Origin of the sequence: Calothrix sp. 336/3 (genome assembly GCF_000734895.2) — a bacterium.
Taxonomy (GTDB): domain Bacteria; phylum Cyanobacteriota; class Cyanobacteriia; order Cyanobacteriales; family Nostocaceae; genus 336-3.
Map to the genome: position 1 here is coordinate 1147355 of NZ_CP011382.1, position 20464 is coordinate 1167818.

Consider the following 20464-nt stretch of genomic DNA (forward strand, 5'->3'; position numbering starts at 1 on the left):
CTTCCAGTAGGGCAGTGCCATCAAGTGCTTCCATAAAAAAAGCAAAGTATAAAAGTAGCAAAGACCTTAAATATTATACATGAGGTTTCGATGATTTTGGCTTGTATAATTTATAGCGAGTAGATATCTCATGGCATAAATCAGGAAAGTATTTGTACAAATCTCTTGAATCATAGCCAATTTGAAGCGCAAGCTCTTTTAACGACTGAGGTGGAAAGGATTCTTGATGCTGTTCCAAAAATTCCTGTACCATTTGTGCATCAAAGGGACGATTAGTTTTAAAGTATTGTTCGGATAATGGTAATTCCTTTAAATATATAGGAGCATCTAATTTTAGCTGACCTAAATAAATGTCAATTAAAGGGATAGATAGTCGATAGCAAACACGTAATAATTTATCGAGTTGAGGAAGTGCATTACCAACACGCCAATCCCTGGGAACAGTTGAACTTAAAAACATTTCTTGTGCAAAGGCTTTAGCATTTCCTTTGGTTAAAACTTCAATACACTTATCGATAGCAATAGCAACAAATTCTCGTTTGGGAATTTCAATCAAATAAGGAGTATTTGCGATTAATAAACCAACTTGTTGTGCAATAAATGAGTGCCATTCGATATCTTGTCTATTCACATTGTACAATTCAATAGTTGAACAACTGCTGCCTAACCAATAATGACATCTACAGCAAAAGCCATTTTTAGTGTTCCAAGCTAATAGATAAATATGCTGCCCGCAATTTGGACAGTAATTCATCAAGGGATATTTGTGTATAGGGCAAATTTTCACTGCGGACACGCACCAAATTAATGGTTCATAAAGCATTATTCCTTTCTGGCTAGATTCTGAATAACATAGTGGACACCAAGCTTTATATTTACGTAATAAATTCCGAGTTGATAAAACATTCTGCCAATGAATTAGGGTGAGATATTTTAAATTTGGTTGTTGAGTCAGTTTCTGTAAAACTAACACAGGTTCAAGTGCCATAGTTCCAGTCCCATTCCATGCACCTGTTTGACTAAAAAAGGCGTGGAAAAATAGATTAGATAAGTGATTAGAGTTTTTGACCGGATAACGACTAATCGTTGGAGCTAATTCTTGAGCTAGTAAAACTCCTGTTGGTACTCGGTGAATTGCAGCTAAACGTGTTACATAACTGGTAAAACTTTCAGTTAGTGGTGTGCCTAATAATAATGGTTGTAATGGATATAAATGACTGCGTTTTGGTAGGTTTAATTGCTGAGTAAAATCCGGCGATTGGAAATTGAAATTATCAGAGAGCATTTCCACCACCTCCAACGATATCCCGATTTATTTTTCGTTCCCCAGGACGGCGTTTCTTTCGATTGTTTTTGGTTTCTGCACTTGTAGATAAATTGTGATGGCTTGATGTATCCCGAACAGATATATTTTGGTTATCACGAACTACTAAGCCTAAAGATGAACGAAGTTTTTCTACTTGATTTTCCCCAGATGATAAAATATTCTCACCCTCAATTGCTTCGGTTAACATTCGCACAGATTTAGAGACAGCAGGTGCATAAGCTTGTAAATGCTTGTAACTTAAACAATTTGATGATTCAGACAAAGCTTTTCTGAGTGACTGTGTGAGCCAATCTTTAACTATTCCCACACAGCCAATGCTACGCTCATAAAAGTAATCCCAGTGTTTTTCTAAATCAGGAGTTTCAGGTAAAGGCATTGCAAAGGAGAAACTTTTTAATACCCTTTGAAAATCTTTGATATCTTCTGGATTCTCACTTTGATAACGAGGAAAATGTATATCTATACTTCTGCGACTAAGCTGACCGCTTAAATTTCTTAATTGTAATAATTCATATGTACCAAATAACCCGTGTCTTGTTTGAGTAAAACTAGCCATTGATTGAATTGCATCCATTTGGTCTTGTTGTTTGTGACCGGATGTAATTTTGGCAAAACGTTGTGCTTCGTCAACTAAAAAAACTTTTAATCTTCTTTGCTGAAAAATATGTTCGACATCTGCTCTTAAATCTACCAAATTTGGCTTAACTTTTACTGTTTTTTGCTCGCCACCATTCCCATACACTCGATGACTACCCGTTCTAGTTTTATAATCAGCAAATGGTTCGCTTAAAGCAATTAAAACACTTTTATAGTAAACTTTCCAATCAAAAGAACCTGTATCTGGAGAACGTGCTTCGACACCAGCTATTGGAAGAAATGACAAATCCTGTATCATTAAAGCTTGATTTTGCTCAAAGATAATTTTCATGACTTGAGCCATTAGAGTTGTTTTCCCAACCCCAGTTGGACCGAATAGAAAAATTAATGACGCACCTCCAGGATTATTTATTGCATCTAAAAATTCTTCATAGACTTGTTTTAGAAGTCTATGTACAACAGTAAAATTGATAAAATAATTAATTTTTTCATTATCTGATGCGGTGAGTATTTCTTGGGAAATATCTGAGGTAGAATGCATTACCAAAACTCCTCGTATGGTTTAATATCTTCTGCAATCAATTCCTTCTCTTCTGGCTCTTGAATTGGTAATTCCAGCATCTCAATCATAGTTGTTTGTATAACTGGAGTTTGATTGTTTGGAGTTGTCGCATATATTTCTTTTGCTTCGATATCCTGCATTCTTTGCAGTAAGATTACCTCTTGTTGTTCTGACTTATTCAAAAACTCAGCTAAACTCGATGCTGTAACGACAAATTGTCTATTTGCACAACTATGACGCTGGCGTATTTCCTCAGATGCAATTCTAATTTCCCTTTCTGAATGTCCAACTAAACTACTGTAATGCTGTGAAATACAAGTTACCCATTGATTGTCAACATAAGCATAAGCAACTCCCATATCATAAGGGTCGTAGCGCACAGGTACTTGAGTTTTTTCTATTTCTGGATGGCGAAAAATATTGTGCCAATAATAAATATTATTAATCTTAATTCCATTATTAGGGATTACTTTTGCAGTTCCCTTTGGCGTTGTTGGTAAAGTAAATATTTTAAAATTGCCATCATATTTAATTACTTTATGGCTGCGTAATCCCGTTCTTAAAAATCCATCCTCAAACATTGAGCGAGGGCTTTGGCTTAGTGCTGGATGTTCTTTATTGTCGTAAAACTCATAAGCCCAATCATATAGGTTTTGGTATAAACTACCTAGTGTCCAAATTGCTAAGTTTTTTGGATTTACACTTTTAGTTACACCTCTAGGGTTACGAGTAATTTGTGTATTTCCTTGAAGGTTATGGATTAGCATTGTGTTTGCTGTACCAAAAATCCTTTCACATACACTCCCAAACCTTGGTTTTGCTTGTGGGCGAGTTTTTTTAGTACAAGTATAGGCTGCGAGCAATGTTTCAAAATAGATACTTTCAAATTCTTTTCCACCATCTACTACTAAAGTGGATGGGAAACGTCCATAGCGACGGACGCATTCCCTCATCACCATCATGCAACTGCGGTAAGAAGGTGGGTCAAATGTTAAATAAATTGCTAATATTCTTCTGGAGTAAGCATCTATCAAAAATGTTAGCCAAGGACGACCTAGATTGACTTTTGAGTAAGAGCTTACTAGTTCAATGTCCAATTCTGTATGGTCTATATGGCAAATTTCAAATGGTCTATCACCGTGCCTTGGCGTTGTTAGCTCTAGTTCCCAATAAAAACATTCATTTTTATAGGCTATGCGTTTCCCTTGTCTATGTAATTTTGTTTCAAACTGTGGTATTTTTTTCAAGTTTTTTAAAAATGTTTTATAGCTTGGAGGTATCAATCCTTTATCAATACAGGTTTGGCGTAAACTACAATATGTTGCATATTTACCTTTCTGCTTGACATTCAGATAATCATTTTCGATAAACTCATCAATTAGTTTTTGTGTTTGAACTGGTAGTTTTCCTTGGTTGGCTGTTTGATTTTTGTGCTTTGGCAATAATCCTAAATATCCACAACCGTATTGCTTATCCGCCTCAAGCCACTTTCTTACCCATCGGTAGAATGTTCTTCTTGGTACTTCTGTAAAATCTGCTTTTTCACCTTGTAAATAACCAGATATAATTGAATAACGCCTCGACGCTTCTATACAATCTTCAACTGATGAACATTTGAAAAATTCTTGTATATCTTGAGAATTTTGAGTATTACTGATTGCTTGAAACTTATCTTGCTCTATTAACCTTCTCCATTCCTGATTTGGTAATGAGATTATTTGTGAAGATTCTGACAGTAATGAGATACTTTTTTCTCCTACATTTATTACATGCCATATCTGTCCATCCCATTTTCCAATTGCTCCAACATGACTTAGGTCTAGAAATTTTCTTGGACTCCAAGCTATATCATTTCTTGATATATCTAGTGCTTCAGCCGTTTCTTTATTTACAAATACACTAATTCTTTCTAACTCTGTACTCAGGGAAAATGAATCTAAATCAACATATACCGTCTGGTCTGCAATTAATTTGTATATGTAGTCTGGATTAATACCTTTTTCTAATAATTCTGATAATTTTATTCCTGGAAATATGGAAATTATTTTGATTATTTTTACTATATCTTCTCTTGGTACTTCGAGATTAATCGATAAATAGTCAGATAAAAAATAGATATTTCTTTGCTTCTTCCAATTTATTTCTTTGTCGGAGCGAACAACATAATATAACCCTAAATTTAAAGCAAACTCCTCTCCGGGGGGACATCGCCATTTTCCATTACTATCTAATTGATAGCGATTCGGCATTTTTGATGCTAAAGCTGATAGCTCTGATGCTGTTTTACATTCTTCCCAACCTGCACTTTTACTCCTAATTACAAAAAAGTCTGCTGTATGCAGTACTCCTATTCGTCGTCCATTTAAACAAGTGTATTGCAACTTTATTTTTGGTGGCTGGTCGTAATATTCCAATACATCTGGGTCATATTCCATCTCATATATTCGCGCTAGCTCATTGTGATGACTCTCAAATTGAATCACCACACCCATTTTTTTGCTTGGATATCGACCGACTACGTTTCCAGCATTTCCCCTCACCCGTCTTGATGGTGGAGAACTACGTATCGACTGAATTATTGTATACTGCGCTGATGATAAATCGAGTGATGCAGACCACTCTTCTAACTCAGATTCTGTCAGCATTGCTACTCCGGTACGCAATGTTTACTTCATTGCATACTTCTATTCAATCTAAATTTTTTGCTTTCAAAATTTAAGAACTATGAATTTTTTTCTACTTAGTGCCACGAAGTGCTTCCACAAAATCCGGCTTATAATTGCTCAAGCTATTGTCTGGACTATTATTCAGCGTTTTTAAATACAGTGTTATTTTATACTATATTGTCTATTAAATTTTACATTTTCTCACGATTTCGTACTATCAAATAGTAGTTCAAAAGTTCCTATGTACTAGCTTTTATGTCATTTTTACGTCGTTTTTGAGAATGCAATCAAATCTAATTGTCTAAATATCCTATGACTATTCGCCCTGAAACCATCTCTATACAAAGGTTTCATCTGTTTGTCTGTCTTTTACATACTTTGTGCCATTTTAGTCGTCCTATTTTTATACTTTGTGCCATCTACTGCTTCCATTATTCTCAGAATCGCCTCTTTCGCGCAACGTAATCATCAGCTTTTCAAGCTTTTTTAGTGCCATAAAGTGCTTCCACTTTAGTGCCATTACCTGGGTAAAGTGACAGCAAACATTATTGGTGCAATTCAGGTTTCCATCCCCTTTCGGGGAGATGTGATTGTAAAGTTAAGCGTTTTCAAGCCAGTGAAATGGTAGCTGGAAAAAGTTTCCATCCCCTTTCGGGGAGATGTGATTGTAAAGAGTTCACTTCTGGAAGCCTTGCTGTGAGCGGGTTTGAGATACCTCAATCGACACCACTCGAAAAATCAGTAAAAATTTCTCAAAAAATGGTCGATTTTGCAGTCTGGAAAGCTTGCTGCGTAAGGTATCGACACCAGTCAACGAAGTTATGCGGTTTTCAAGGTTCGGGGGAGTGGTGTCGATTTCTCGATACAATTTCTATGTATAAACCTACCAAATCCTTACCCCACAAGCAATATAGCCCATATATTTCTTAACAAAATTGCCGAAAGTCGGGGGATGATTTGTGAGGAAAGGTAAATGATAGGCGATCGCCGCTTCGGCGGGCTGGAAGCCTATCGCCGCTTTGGTGGAGCGTAGCTCTATCGCCATTCATACCAAGTTGGGTGCTGTCGTGGTAGGTTCAGAATAATGGGATTGGTTCCCCGCGATCGCAATGACAGTATAAAGACTACCACCCTCTAAAAGCGGAGAATTTCCCGTTGGTAATTTTCTGGAAGGGGGGTGACTTCCCAGATGATACCTTCTGCTGGTTCCAGGGCAACTTCGACATATAGTTGTTCTGTGGCAGTGGTAGCAATCCCCTGATTATTTTCAAAGTCTTGTAAGTCTTCGGTGAGTAATCGCAGGATAAAACCACCGGGTATCAATGCACCAACAGCATGATGCTGCAATGTAAACCGCCAAATTACCATATCTCCCTCCCTTCTGGGGATAAGTTGCAGGGTGTAGGGTTGTCCGGCAATGGTGAGTTGTCGTGAGAGAATGGTGGTATGGGGGATGGTTTCCGTACTCCGAGCGCTGGCGGTACTGAGTTGCAAATTTACAGCTTGCCATCCCAACTGTTGAGCGAATCGAGAAATACCATTTTCCAGCCATTCATACACAGAAAAGGGTTCGGTTTGTGCCGTGCGCTGACAGTATAAATTTTGTCGCCAACCATCATGACTAACTAATCCTCCCCAGATAGGAAAGGGAATTTCTAAACGAGGGTGGATAATTCCAGGGTTTCCCAGACGGTTAATCAGATTGTGTGCTTGGGGGATGGATATTTGGGGGAGCGGTGAAAGGGGAGTGCGAGTGGTTTCTGGGGGGGTGAGGGTGAGGATAGTGATATCGTTAATCAGGTGATCAGCATCTAGGGAATAAGTGCGATCGCTGCTGTCATACTTCCCAAGATTTTTCAGTTGGTTGTGGGTACTATAACCCCAAACTCGCACATAGTTATCATCCGTTTCCACCTGCACTGCCAGATAATAATCTCCCACCCAATTGGGTATGTCTACCCACTCCTGGGGAACCCGAAACTCTTCTAAATCAATGTTTTCGCTGGGAACTAAGATAAATCTTACCCCGTCTGCTGTGATATCAAATCCGTTAACCAGCTCCCAAAAGCTGGGTAAAGCAGTGGTACTCGTCATAGACTTTGCTTGGGGTGTGACATCGGTTTGTAACCAAGGGAAAACCGCATCCCAGCAGAGTCTATTTATATATGCTTGATAGCGACTGGTGGAATGAGAACAAGTTTGGCTTTGTTCCCATGCTTGATTTTGCCCATCTGGGGGGATTTCTAGGAGTAGGTGGTGCATAGGATATTTTTTGGGGAAAGGTTACATAATTAATAATTTGGAAGAAGTAATGAGTAGGGAGTAGGGAGTGGGGAGTAATGAGTAGGAAGTAGGAAGTAGGAAGTAGGAAGTAGGGAGTAATGAGTGGATTAAGTGAATGATTTTTTTAAGGCAAAGAATTGTGCATGAATTTGTAATAGGAAATTACAAGTAAAAGGTACAAAATCAACAGCTTAAATTAAGGGAGGTAATGAGATTTGGGTGTAGATGCTAGAGAAGAGAAGGAGAATGATATTTTCTGCTACCCATTCCCCATTACTTATTACTCCTTACTTATTACTTATTACTTATAGGGTTTCCCAATCAGATGAAATACAACTCCACCCGCCCTATCGGGCACCCTCCCCGATTTCGGGGAGGGCTGATGAGGGGTTCTTCTATACCTCACTAGAATGAGAATATTACTCCTTACTCCTCACTTATTAATCCTTACTCCTTACTTATTAATCCTTACTTATAGGATTTCCCAATCAGATGAAATACAACCCCACCCGCCCTATCGGGCACCCTCCCCGATTTCGGGGAGGGCTGGGGAGGGGTTCTTCTATACCTCACTAGAATGAGAATATTACTCCTTACTCCTTACTTATTAATCCTTACTTATAGCGTTTCCCAATCAGATGAAATACAACCCCACCCGCCCTATCGGGCACCCTTCCGAAATCGGGGAGGGTTGGGGAGGGGTTCTTCTATACCTCACTAGAATGAGAAACGCTATATTACTCATTACTCCTCACTTATTACTCCTTACTCCTCACTTATTACTCCTTCCCAAAATACCCTTGTAGCCATTCTTCCATAACAGTGTTGATAGATTTGAGTATGTCGGAGTTGAGGGAAATATGCAGAGTTTGTTGACTCCATTGAGCAAGGGTTTTGAGAAGGGTTTCTCTGGTTTTGGTGAGACGACGGGAGACGGTATATTGTTGGAGGGCAAGTTTTTGGGCGATTTCTTGCTGGGTGAGTGCTTGGGTGTAGTAAAGTTGGAGAATTTCCTGGGTTTGGGGTTCGAGTTGGGTGAGTGCGGTGGTTAGGAGTTGGTGAATTTCTGCTTGTTGTTTGTCTCTGTTGCTTTCCTCTTCCTGGGTAATAATTTCACTTAATAGAGATTCTTGTTGATTGCTGGGGATATTATCAATGAGTTCGTTTCCTGTTTCCCCAGATGTGGATATATTTATTGATGTGACTGGGGGGTGAAGATAACGACGCAGTGCTTTTGCTATGTTTAATAACCAGGTTTCTAGGGTTTGAGGGGTAATATTTTCAGAATTTTTTTGGTTGTATGCAGTGGCGATCGCCTCCCAAGTTGCTGCATCTGGGGGTGGGAGTTTGCGACTACCTTGAGGTTGGGTGGGTGCGTAAAGAGATTTGAAACATTGCCAAGCACTGGTGTAATTGGTGATAGTATCGCGGGGCAGGGATATAGCTTGTAAAGCTTCTTGTAAGCGTTTTTGGCTCGTTTTGCGCAATAATCCCCACTCCGAGCAAATATCCATTTCGTGACTTTGCCGCAGATTCTCCCGAATTACCGTTATAAATATGGCACTAGCATAATTTTTGAGACTAAAACCTTGTTGGGGATTAAACCCTTTGAGAATTTTTTCAACCTGGGCGATCGCAATTTGAAAACAGTCAGCTAATTTATATTGGGTACTTGTCAAGTTATTGGCAGTTTTCCGCGCTACCCAAAAACAAGCTTCCTGTAAGTATGCGGTTAAATGTGCTTGCGGTAAGTTGCGAGATTGTGACTGCCATAATTTGTGCCAATAAATTGCCCAAAAGTTTTCCCCGTATTCCTGGGGAGACTCCTGGAGAACCCTTTGCATACTCTGACGCAATCGTCCATCTGTCACCCATTGTTGCAGGCGATTGCCATCCAAGAGCAAGAATGTAGAAAAAATTTCAATATTATTACTTCTAGGGTGCATAAAAATTAACTACCCAGCCTAAATTAATTCATGAGACAAATTTAATTACATAGTTTTTCGCAAGTTTTCGGAGTATTTTTTCTACAGATGTCAAACAGGTTATGTGACTACAGAGCAGATGTTGGCAGAGTAGCACAAAATCAGTGATAATTTTTACGCTTACTTACTGACATAGGGGAGGGCGATCGCAAAACAACTGCCTACCTCCAACTCACTAGTTAAAGTCACTTCTCCGTGATGCATTTCAACGATACGTTTAACTAAAGCCAATCCTAAACCTGTACCTTCATAGTTGCGATTTAGCGCACTATCTACTTGAATGAAAGGTTCAAACACTTTCTTGAGATTTTCAGGAGCAATGCCAATTCCTGTGTCTTTGACGTTAATTTGTAAGTAATTTTGTTGTTTAATTGTGGTTGGATAAATAACTTCTAAAGTAATACATCCTCCTTCGGGAGTAAATTTCACGGCATTATTTAGCAGATTAATTAATACTTGGCGGATGCGTCGTTCATCGAGATTGAAATCGGGCAAATTAGTAGGTAATTTACTGACTAACTGAATTGATTTTTTCGCTGCTTGGGGTTTGATGAATTCTAAACTTTGCTGACATAAGGGTATAATTGCCGTGTTTTGGCAGTCAAGTTCAATTTGTCCAGAGGCAATTTTAGAAACATCGAGAATATCATTAATTAGTTCGAGTAAATGGTTCCCACTACGCTCCACTGTAGCTAGAGCTTGCAGTTGTTGTGCGTTAATTTCTCCAAAGATTTCTTCCTGTAATGCTTCCGTCATCCCCAAAATTGCATTCATAGGGGTACGCAATTCATGACTCATAGTAGCGAGAAATTCGTCTTTGAGACGGGTTGCACGGATAAGTTCTGCATTAGTTTGTTCGAGTTCCTCTTCGTAGGCTTTGCGATCGCGAAACAACTTAGCATTTTCTAAGGATATGGCAGCTTGGGTAGAGAGGAAATTGAGAATTTGCAAGCGATTACGACTAAATACACCACTAGTGATTTGATTTTCCAAGCAGAGAATGGCGATCGCTTTACCTTGGTTGAGTAGGGGTAAACAAAGGAGACTTTGGGGTTGTTGTTGAGTGAGATAATTATCAATAACTGGTAAATCGGTATCAAGATTATCGATTACCACAGTTCCTTGGGTATTTTTGACGTAATTAATCAGTTTTACAGGTAAATGGGGATTCCCAATCAGGGGTTCATTAACTAAGGTAGTAGTTTCCGAAGTCCCCAGGGCTTCTACTTGCCAACCATTATTACTATCAGGAAGGATAATTGCACAGCGATCGCCACCTGAATATTTCAGGATAATTTGGGTTAGTTGATGGAGCAATTCACCAATTTCAATAATTCCTGATAGACTTTGAGCGGCTCTGAGGATGCTGGCAAAGTCGAGGATATTATTAATGTTGCTGCTGGAAGAACTACTGGAATTGGTGCGATTATGAATAGATTCAATCGGGGTAATCGTTGCTAGATTATCAAGTAAATTTAGGGGTATGGCTGTTGATTGAAAAATAGGTTGTAATAAGTTGGGATAACGCTTTTCCAAGTCATTGGTTTTAGCTCTGGCTCCCCAATGGGCATAGCAATAGTAGGCTTCCTGTATATATCCGGCGGCAACTTTTTCTTTGCCCCAGGCGAGATAGAATTTTGCTGCTAGTTCATTGGCGATCGCAGCTTCGTAACCATATCCCTCAGCTTGAGCTTGGGCAATGGATTGATCATAGTAATCAATCGCCTCTAATTTTTGTCCCTTCAGTCGTGCTTTTTCAGCTTGGATGAGCAAACACTTGTGCTGAATGTTCGCCGGACAATCCTGTTGCCAACGGGTTAACCGTTCTTCCAGGGGTATAATTGCCTGCCAATGGAACTCTCTATCAGCCTCATTCTGGGCGGTTTCAACTAGTGCCAAGTGCATAAGAATCACATAAAAGACACTGGATGGAACCTTGGCATGGCTGGGAACCGTTGACTCAATAATAGTAAGTTGAGGAATTAAGGTTAGATAGGTAGTTTGCTGATTGAATAAGTAAGCGTGGCGAATTTTGACGGAATAAAACCAAGCTAGATGATAGGGGGTGTCGTGATATTTTTGCAAATATTCTGCTTCGCTGAATGATTCATCATCAAAGCTGAGAACGTTGGTGGTTAACCCGAGTAACTGGCGAAGGGGTTGCAGCACACCGACAGTCAGAGCATCTAGGTTTTCTAAACTTTTAATCTGACGCAGAAACCCTACATGAGTTTGGGCGATCGCATACAAATCATCCAAATTTTTGCCATAGGTAAGGCGATCGGAGCCACTTTGCATCATCATAAAGCCCACGGTCAACCAGTTCCCTGCATCCATCCCATAGGTAAAAGCATTGTCGTAGTATTTATCGGCAGCTTGCAAGGGACGGCTCCAGCTATGCACATCCGCCGCAAACAGGAAATTGGTCATACCTCGGACATCAGCATTATCAAACTGTTCGCAAAGTTGCACAGCTGTATCACCAAATTGATAAGCTTGATGGGCATCTTTGAGTAAGGCATTGGCAATTAAGCCATACCCCACATAGCCAAAGGGTGACATATCGCTGTTACCATACTGGAATGACAGGGTTGTCATTTTAGCCAGTGCCAGTAAAGCCAAGGTTCCTTGCCCATCGAGCCATGCGGCATAAAACAAAATCTGTAAAATCCGCAACATTTCTGCAATGTTACTATCTGCCATCTTCGGCAGTTCAAGAATCGATACAATTGGTTGCTGTTCTAGGTAACGATTGACGATAGCAATTTGCTCATCAAGACTGGCTTGAATCTGCTCTGGTTCCGTTGGCATTGTCCAGCCTAGGAGTTGCAGACTCTGGCGCTGAATGGCGATCGCTTCCGCATTTCGACCTTGAAGTTGATATTGGGTCATCTGTACCCGATAAATCGTCGCTTTGTCGAGGGATGTTTGAGCTTGGGCAAGAGCCTGTGTATAAAGGGTTTCAGCTCGGTCAAAATCACTCGAAAGATAAGCGGCTTCTGAACCATCTCGGTACAGAGCATAGGTGAGGGCATAATCTAGCTGCCAAGCCTGATCGGGTAAGGAATCAATGCCAATCTCACAATAATTCTGAGCAGCTTGATAGGCGGCAGAGAGTTTTGCCTTCTGCCCTGCTTGCAGATTAAGTTGGGCTAGTTGGTATTTCTGCTGGGAGTCGGTAATTGTTGCCCTGCCTAAATTCAGCTGATTCACAATGTCAAATATCTGTTCCGACTGTTGTGCTTGTGACGTACCTTGTAATAATAATTGACCAATTTTCCAGTGGGTGACTTGTTTTTTGTCTTCTGGAATCAAAGAATAGGCTGCTTGTTGAACGCGATCGTGCAAAAAACGATAAATGGGATTGGCAACATGGTTCGAGTCAACTTGTTCTGTCTCTTGAAAGAACTTATACATTTGACTGGTGGGTAACAGCAGCCCTTCCTGCAAGGCTCGCCACAATGCTGTTGCTGTTTCCGTTGGTGATTGCTGGCAAACGATCGCCAAAGTCGCCAAGTCAAATTGGTTGCCAATACAGGCTGCTAATTGGATTACTAGTTGTGTCTCGGCAGGCAATTTTTGTAATTGCAGCGCCATAAATTCCACCACATCATCCGTGAGTGCCAAGGCATTTACTTGGGCAATATCGCACTCCCAATAGCAGCTATTCCCATTCTCTGAGTTTCCTCTAACACGATTGAAGGTGATCTGTCCATCTTCATACAATGCTTTGAGAAACTGCGTTGTGAAAAAGGGATTTCCTTGGGTTTTGCGCTCGACTAATTGCGTCAGTGGCTGTGCTAGTTCCAGGGAACACTTCAGTGTATCTGCGATCAATCGATTGGTATCGGCAAAGGCGAGGGGAGCTAAGGTGATGGTATTCACAATCGCCTCAGTCTTGTTGAGTTCTTCCACCATCAAAATGAAGGGGTGAACGGGTGATACCTCATTATCTCGATAGGCTCCCAACATCAAGAGATAGGAACCCTCATTCATCAACAGACTCAGCAATTGTAGCGAGGCGGAATCTGCCCACTGTAAGTCATCCAGAAAAATCACTAAAGGATGGTCTGGAGTCGTAAAGACTTGAATAAACTTTTGAAATAATAAATTAAATCGATTTTGGGCGGCTGTTCCTGAAAGTTCTGGTGCTGGGGGTTGTTTCCCAATAATCTGCTCGAGTTCGGGAATGACTTCAACGAGAACTTGTCCATTTTCACCTAAAGCTAAGTGGATTTTGGTACGCCACTGTTCTAGCTGCTCGTCTGATTCTGAGAGTAATTGTCCCATCAAATCGCGGAAGGCTTGGACGAAGGCAGAAAAGGGAATGTTGCGATTGAATTGGTCGAATTTGCCTTTGATAAAATAGCCTTTTTGTTTGACAATTGGCTTGTGAACTTCGTTGATAACAGCTGTTTTGCCAATTCCTGAAAACCCAGCAACTAACATTAGTTCGGATTTGGGATTTGGGTGAGATTGGGAATTGCCAGCTACGCGATCGAAGGCTGCGAGGAGGGTTTTAACTTCCGTTTCACGACCGTAGAGTTTTTCGGGGATGAGGAAGCGATCGCTTAAATCCTGCTGTCCCAATTCAAATTTGGAGATTTCACCGCAGGTTTTCCACTGGGTTAAACAATGGTGTAAATCATGTTTCAGACCCATTGCACTTTGGTAGCGATCCTCGGCATTTTTTGCCATCAGCTTGGAAACAATCGCTGCAACCATTGCAGGTACCTCTGGATTCACCTGATCCACGGCTAAAGGCTGCTTGGCAATATGGCAATGCATTAGCTCCAAGGGGTCATCCGACTCAAAGGGGAGTTTTCCACTCAACAATTGATAGAGCGTGACACCCAAGGTATAAAAATCAGCCCGATAGTCAATCCCGCGATTCATCCTTCCCGTTTGTTCGGGAGCTAAATAAGCCAGCGTTCCTTCCAGGGTATTGGCACTTTGGATTTCTTGGGTTTCCTTGGGCAACAAAGAAGCAATGCTGAAGTCAATGAGCTTGATTTGTTTCGACTCTGGGTTAATTAAAATATTGGCGGGCTTGATGTCTTTATGCACCAGCCGATGCTGAACCAGTTCATGGAGAATCTCAGTTAGTTGGAGCGCGATCTCCAGTACCTCTGGGAGGGTTAACGATTGTCGTTCCAGGTATTTGGCTAAATCTATGCCTCCCCAATCTTCCATCACGAGGGCATAGCCACTATCTAATGATTCCAAACTCAAGGAGTGGATAATCCCTGGAATCGTCAGGTTTTTGGTGATGGTGTACTGATTGCGAAACTGCACCAATTCGTCAAACCTGGGATATTCCCGCCGTAACACCTTAATCACCACAGGCTGCTGGGTTGCCGTTTGTACCCCTCGATAGACTACGGTGCGACAACCTAAATAAATTTGCTGAGTGAGCCTGTAACCGGAAATTTCCGGGAATGACTGAGGGAAGGTGGTGGTTGAAGATATCATAGATTTGGCTAGGAGAACTGACCTGGGTCTGGGATATTATTAAGGGTTCCCAAAAAATGGGGCGATTGTATCAGATGCTTTTACAGTCCGACACAATGCCTTGTTCTAAGGTGAACTAAACCTCCAAAACCGTGTTTTTCTATGACAATTTGACGGGTGATAAGCCTATCACCTGCTTGCAAAAATTAGGATGGTAGAGCGATCGCAAAACAACTACCTACCCCCAACTCACTAGTTAAAGTAACTTCTCCGTGATGCATTTCAACGATACGTTTAACTAAAGCCAATCCTAAACCTGTACCTTCATAGTTGCGATTCAGCGCACTATCGACTTGAATGAAAGGTTCAAATACTTTGTTGAGATTTTCAGGAGCAATGCCAATTCCTGTATCCTTGACGTTAATTTGTAAGTAATTTTGTTGTTTAATTGTGGTTGGGTAAATAACTTCTAAAGTAATACATCCTCCTTCGGGGGTAAATTTCACAGCATTATTTAGGAGATTAATTAACACTTGGCGGATGCGTCGTTCATCGATATTTAAATTGGGCAAATTAGTAGGTAATTGACTGACTATCTGAATTGATTTTTTCGCTGCTTGGGGTTTGATGAATTCTAAACTTTGCTGACATAAGGGTATAATTTCTGTGCTTTGATATTCCAGTTCGATTTGCCCCGAGGCAATTTTAGAAACATCGAGAATATCATTAATTAGTTCGAGTAAATGGTTCCCACTACGCTCGACAGTAGCTAGGGCTTTGAGTTGTTGTGCGTTAATTTCTCCAAAAATTTCATCCTGTAATGCTTCCGTCATCCCTAAAATCGCATTCATGGGGGTACGCAATTCGTGACTCATGGTAGCAAGAAATTCATCCTTCATACGGGTTGCACGGATGAGTTCGGCGTTATTTTTTTCTAGACGTTCTTCGTAGGCTTTGCGATCGCGAAACAACTTAGCATTTTCTAAGGATATTGCAGCTTGGGTAGAGAGGAAATTGAGAATCTGCAAGCGATTATGACTAAATACACCACTAGTGATTTGATTTTCCAGCAAAAGAATGGCGATCGCTTTACCTTGGTTGAGTAGGGGTAAACAAAGGAGACTTTGGGGTTGTTGTTGGTAGAGGTAATCATCGATAACTGGTAATTCTGTATTTAAGGCATCGATTACTACTGCTTCCTGGGTATTTTTGACGTAATTAATCAGCTTTACAGGTAGAGCAATATTACCTTCTAAGGGAAATGAGGCAATTTCTACAGTTTCCGGTGTTGCCAGGGCTTCTAGTTGCCAAATATGATCTTGATTGGGGAGGATAATCCCACAGCGATCGCCACCAGAATATTTGAGGATGATTTGGCTAAGTTGACGCAATAACTCATCTAATTCGATTTTACTGGCTAAAGTTTGGGAGGCGGTGAGGATGGCGGCAAAATCTAGGGCTTGGTTAATATTTTTACCTGATAATTTACTAGATTCTGTGGATTCACTGATGGATAAATCAGGAGTAGTAATGGTGGCTAGAATATCGAGTAAATTACCTGGTTGAGGTTTAGGTTGGAGAATAGGTTGGAGTAGGTGAGGATAGCGTTCGCTGAGGTCATCGGTTTTGGCTTTGGCTCCCCATTTGGTATAGCAATAGTAGGCTTCCTGCATATAAACACAGGCAATGTTTTCGCGATCGCAATGAAGGTAAAATTTAGCAGTCAGTTCGTTTGCTAGGGCTGCTTCTTGAATGTAGTTATTGGTTTTGGCAAGGGAAATAGCGCGATCGTAGTATTCTCCTGCTTGAGTTGACTTTTTGAAGACGCGCAAATATTCAGCTTCTACTAACAGCCACTTATGTTGATAATTTGTTGGTGCATATTTAGCGAACTTAGATAAATTTCTGCGGGCTGTTTTGATGCGACGGAGACAGGCTTTTTGTTGCTTTTTTGACAAGTCAGGATACCTTGCTAACCAGACTAGGGCACTATAAAAATAGAACATTACCTTGACGAAGGTACCATTCAGGGGATCGAGATTAGCCTCAATGATGGCAATTTGTTCTGTAGCAAGGATATGACGGTCGAAGAGGTAGGCTAGCTGGAGTTTACGAAAACTAGTATGTACTGTAAGTCGAACATCATCAACCGGGATAGCTGTTTCGTCAAAAAAATCACCAACTAACTCACAAACATCATTACTACCACTACAGAGATTCTCGACAACTTGACAGTTGAGGTTGTAAATATCCAGAATTATTAACTGTTGCAGTCTCTGTAAATTTGTGCGACTGGCGATCGCTTCTTGTTGCAAATCTGCCAAATTTTTTCCCGTCCAATAGGCTTGGGTAAAATATATAACTAAACTATAGGCAGCATATTCAATATCTCCAACTGCTAATCCGGCTTGATAGGCTTCTAGCAATAATGCTGAGGTATTGTGAAGAAGTTCCTTGCGATAGGCAATAAAATGATGCCATAGAAACAAGGTGGGAGCTAAAGCTTCTTGAGAAGAATTTTGCTGAGATAACGCGATCGCAGCTTTACCAATTGCGTACCCTGCATCAACCCAACCAAGTTTTTCGCAGAGCAAATACCCATAGATAATGTAGCCCATGGAAGATTTGGGGATATTTCCATAACGCAGATATAATGACAACCCGTTAAAGGTAATAAATGGTAACATCTCTGGCATTCCACTAGCTGCTGCCGAACCAACCGCGTTAAAAATTTGACAGGCTGCTAATTTCGATGGGTTGGTCATGGGGGGCAATTTAAGTAAACCCTCTGGCTTTTTCTTCGACATCCGATACAGAGTAGCGAAGAATCCTAGCATGGTTCGTAGTGGAGAGGGATTTTGGGGAAGTCTAACACCAAATTGCCGTAATACCCTGCGGGCATAATCTACCGCTTCCCGTGGTTGATTTTGGGCTACAAAGGCAAGAATTTGCGTTTCATAAAATTTGACCCGATCAATGTCATTTTTGGCTCGATCAAGTCCGATAACTATCAGTTTAGTCATGCGATCGTAATCAGCCGATAAATAAGCGACTTCTGCGGCTAATTGGTGCAGTCCTAAACAGAGAAAATACTGATGTTCCCAAGCTTGAGACTGTAAAAGTTCTAATCCCAGATTCAGATAACTCATTGCTGCATCATAAGCAGAAGAAAACCTAGCTTTTTCCCCCGCTCGTCGGTTTAGTTCCGCAAGTTCTTCCCGTTCCTTTGCATTCTCAATTAAAGGAATACCACAATTGAGTTGATTGACAATTTGGAAAATTTGTGAATTAAAAGCTTGTGATTCCCGTTCCACTTTGGGAGTACGATTTAATAGCAATCGACCAATTTGCAGATGTACCTTTGGGGTTTGGTTGGAGGGAATTAAGGAATAGGCTGCTTGTTGGACGCGATCGTGTAAAAATTTGTATGTGAAAGTCTCTTGAATATCTTGGATATCTGTATTAGTAATTGAATTTTTTTCACCAACATAAAATCTATAAATATTACTAGTCGGTACAATTAAACCTTCTTCCAGAGCTTTCCACAAATGGGACGCGGTTTCAATTTGTGATTCTTCAGAAACAATAGCCAAAGTCTGCAAATCAAATTGGTTACCAATACAAGCTGCTAACTGCAATATATATTGAGTTGATGCTGGTAATCTGCGTAGCTGGAACGCCATAAAAGCAACAACGTCATCTGTCACCGCTAGCTGAGATACTTGAGCAATATCACTTTCCCAACATCCTAAATCAAAGTTAAATTGAATCAGCTGATCTTGATATAAGGACTTGAGGAACTGAGTCACAAAAAATGGATTTCCTTGAGTTTTTTGGAAAACTAATTTAGATAATTTACCAACTAATAACTCTGAACATTTAAAGGTGTCAGCAACCAGATTATTTACTTGTAATTGACTTAGAGGTGCTAAATTAATCTGATTAATGATTGCCGATGATTTTTTAACTTCCCTCAAAGTCAACATTAATGGATGGGCACTGTTAACTTCATTGTCCCGATATGCACCAATCAAAAACAGATGCCTTGTATCAGCAATTAATCGCTGTATCAATTTTAATGATGCAGAATCAGCCCACTGCAAATCATCTAAAAATATGACTAGGGGATGTTGTTGATTAGTAAAAATTTGGGTGAATTTTTGAAATAGTAAATTAAAGCGATTCTCTGCTGCTGTTCCGGATAATTCTGCAATAGGTGATTGCTTACCAATAATCCTTTCTAGCTCAGGGATAACTTCAATAATTACCTGTCCATTTTCACCCAAAGCTGTCAAAATCTGCTGTTGCCAAATTTGCAACTGAGCATCACCTTCTGTTAACAATTGTCCGATCAAATCTCGGAAGGCTTCCACAAATGCACTAAAAGGTATATTCCGGTTAAATTGGTCAAACTTACCTTTAATAAAATAACCCCGTTGCTTGACAATTGGTTTATGTATTTCGTTGACAACTGCTGTTTTCCCAATCCCCGAAAATCCTGTAACTAGCATGATTTCCGTTGCACCTTGACTAACACGTTCAAAGGCTGCAAGTAGGCTTTTTACTTCTGCTTCTCTTCCATAAAGTTTCTCAGGAATAATAAAGCGATCGCACAAATCTCTTTGAGCAATAATAAAGCTTTCAATCTTTCCTTTGTCTTGAAATTGTACTAAGCATTTCTCTAAATCAAACTTCAATCCCCAGACACTTTGATAGCGGTCTTCGGCATTTTTTGCCATCAACTTGCTAACTATTTCGGAGATGACAGTTGATATTTGCGGATTAATTTCATGTAATAAGGGTGCAGTTTTGGCAATCTGAGAATGTATCAGTTCGATGATATCTTCTGACTGAAAGGGTAATTTCCCCGTTAGCATTTCATGAAAAACTATGCCTAAAGAATAAAAGTCAGTGCGATAGTCAATTCCCCGATTCATTCTTCCAGTTTGTTCTGGAGAAATATAGGCTAATGTCCCTTCTAAGACGTTGATATTTTTTAAGTTTTGCACTTCTTTTGGTAATAAAGAAGCAATGCTAAAATCGATTAACTTAACTTCTTTGATATGAGGATTAATTAAAATATTGCTGGGTTTAATATCTTTATGAATAATGCGTTTTCGAGACAGAATATCTAAAATATCACATAAAGAAATTGCTATCTGCAAAAAATCTAGTAAACTTAGCGGACTTTTCCCCATCCATTCGCTTAGAGAAATTCCTTCAAAGTCTTCCATGACTAACATATAGCCATTTTGGTAATTCTCCAAACTATAGACTTTAACTATTCCAGAAAAATTGAAGCTTTTGGCAATAGTGTACTGATTGCGAAATTGTACGAGTTCCTTAAAGCTGGGATAAGGATTCTTCAGCAGCTTAATTACCACTGGTAATAAGTCAGTTTCTCGATTTCCCCGATAAACAACTGTTCTGGAACCTTCATAAATGATTTCCCTTACATGATATCCAGGCAGACTGACTTGAGTGCTAATCATAAACTGGGTAAATCCTTGATGCCACTATACTTAGTATACATCCATACAAGTTTTGTTATACACGTAGAAAAGAAACTTGATTAGATAATCATCATCGCTTA

8 protein-coding genes are annotated in these 20464 nt (G+C 40.1%); all 8 read right to left on the reverse strand.

The features are described 5' to 3' along the window. Window positions 1-73 precede the first annotated feature (73 nt). Entirely contained in the window at window positions 74-1285 is a 1212-nt protein-coding gene (locus tag IJ00_RS04610) for a TniQ family protein (protein ID WP_035150523.1), read from the reverse strand. Beyond that, window positions 1275-2465 (reverse strand): ATP-binding protein, encoded by a 1191-nt coding sequence (locus tag IJ00_RS04615; protein ID WP_052754384.1) that lies wholly within the window; start codon window positions 2463-2465, stop codon window positions 1275-1277. The genes IJ00_RS04610 and IJ00_RS04615 overlap by 11 nt, the downstream gene beginning before the upstream one ends. Further along, window positions 2465-5131, reverse strand: a complete 2667-nt coding sequence (locus IJ00_RS04620; protein WP_035150525.1) for a Mu transposase C-terminal domain-containing protein — start codon at window positions 5129-5131, stop codon at window positions 2465-2467. Before IJ00_RS04620 ends, IJ00_RS04615 begins: the two co-directional genes overlap by 1 nt. A gap of 904 nt (window positions 5132-6035) precedes the next feature. Then, a complete protein-coding gene (locus IJ00_RS28745; protein WP_168163419.1) occupies window positions 6036-6197 on the reverse strand; it encodes a hypothetical protein in 162 nt (53 codons plus the stop codon). An 89-nt stretch (window positions 6198-6286) separates the two neighbouring features. Further along, a complete protein-coding gene (locus tag IJ00_RS04625) occupies window positions 6287-7414 on the reverse strand; it encodes a DUF1822 family protein (protein ID WP_035150527.1) in 1128 nt (375 codons plus the stop codon). 800 nt (window positions 7415-8214) lie between these two features. Beyond that, entirely contained in the window at window positions 8215-9381 is a 1167-nt protein-coding gene (locus IJ00_RS04630) for a sigma-70 family RNA polymerase sigma factor (RefSeq protein WP_035150529.1), read from the reverse strand. A gap of 159 nt (window positions 9382-9540) precedes the next feature. Next, entirely contained in the window at window positions 9541-14892 is a 5352-nt protein-coding gene (locus IJ00_RS04635; RefSeq protein WP_035150530.1) for an ATP-binding sensor histidine kinase, read from the reverse strand. Between the two features lie 185 nt (window positions 14893-15077). After that, the gene (locus tag IJ00_RS04640) at window positions 15078-20363 is read right to left on the reverse strand and encodes an AAA family ATPase (RefSeq protein ID WP_035150532.1); all 5286 of its coding nucleotides are present in this window, start codon (window positions 20361-20363) and stop codon (window positions 15078-15080) included. Window positions 20364-20464: the final 101 nt, after the last annotated feature.

Coding starts and splice junctions, on each gene's coding strand:
- IJ00_RS04610 (WP_035150523.1), bottom strand. CDS start 1,285: ATGCTCTCTGATAATTTCAATTTCCAATCGCCGGATTTTACTCAGCAA.
- IJ00_RS04615 (WP_052754384.1), bottom strand. CDS start 2,465: ATGCATTCTACCTCAGATATTTCCCAAGAAATACTCACCGCATCAGAT.
- IJ00_RS04620 (WP_035150525.1), bottom strand. CDS start 5,131: ATGCTGACAGAATCTGAGTTAGAAGAGTGGTCTGCATCACTCGATTTA.
- IJ00_RS28745 (WP_168163419.1), bottom strand. CDS start 6,197: ATGGCGATAGAGCTACGCTCCACCAAAGCGGCGATAGGCTTCCAGCCC.
- IJ00_RS04630 (WP_035150529.1), bottom strand. CDS start 9,381: ATGCACCCTAGAAGTAATAATATTGAAATTTTTTCTACATTCTTGCTC.
- IJ00_RS04640 (WP_035150532.1), bottom strand. CDS start 20,363: ATGATTAGCACTCAAGTCAGTCTGCCTGGATATCATGTAAGGGAAATC.
- IJ00_RS04625 (WP_035150527.1), bottom strand. CDS start 7,414: ATGCACCACCTACTCCTAGAAATCCCCCCAGATGGGCAAAATCAAGCA.
- IJ00_RS04635 (WP_035150530.1), bottom strand. CDS start 14,892: ATGATATCTTCAACCACCACCTTCCCTCAGTCATTCCCGGAAATTTCC.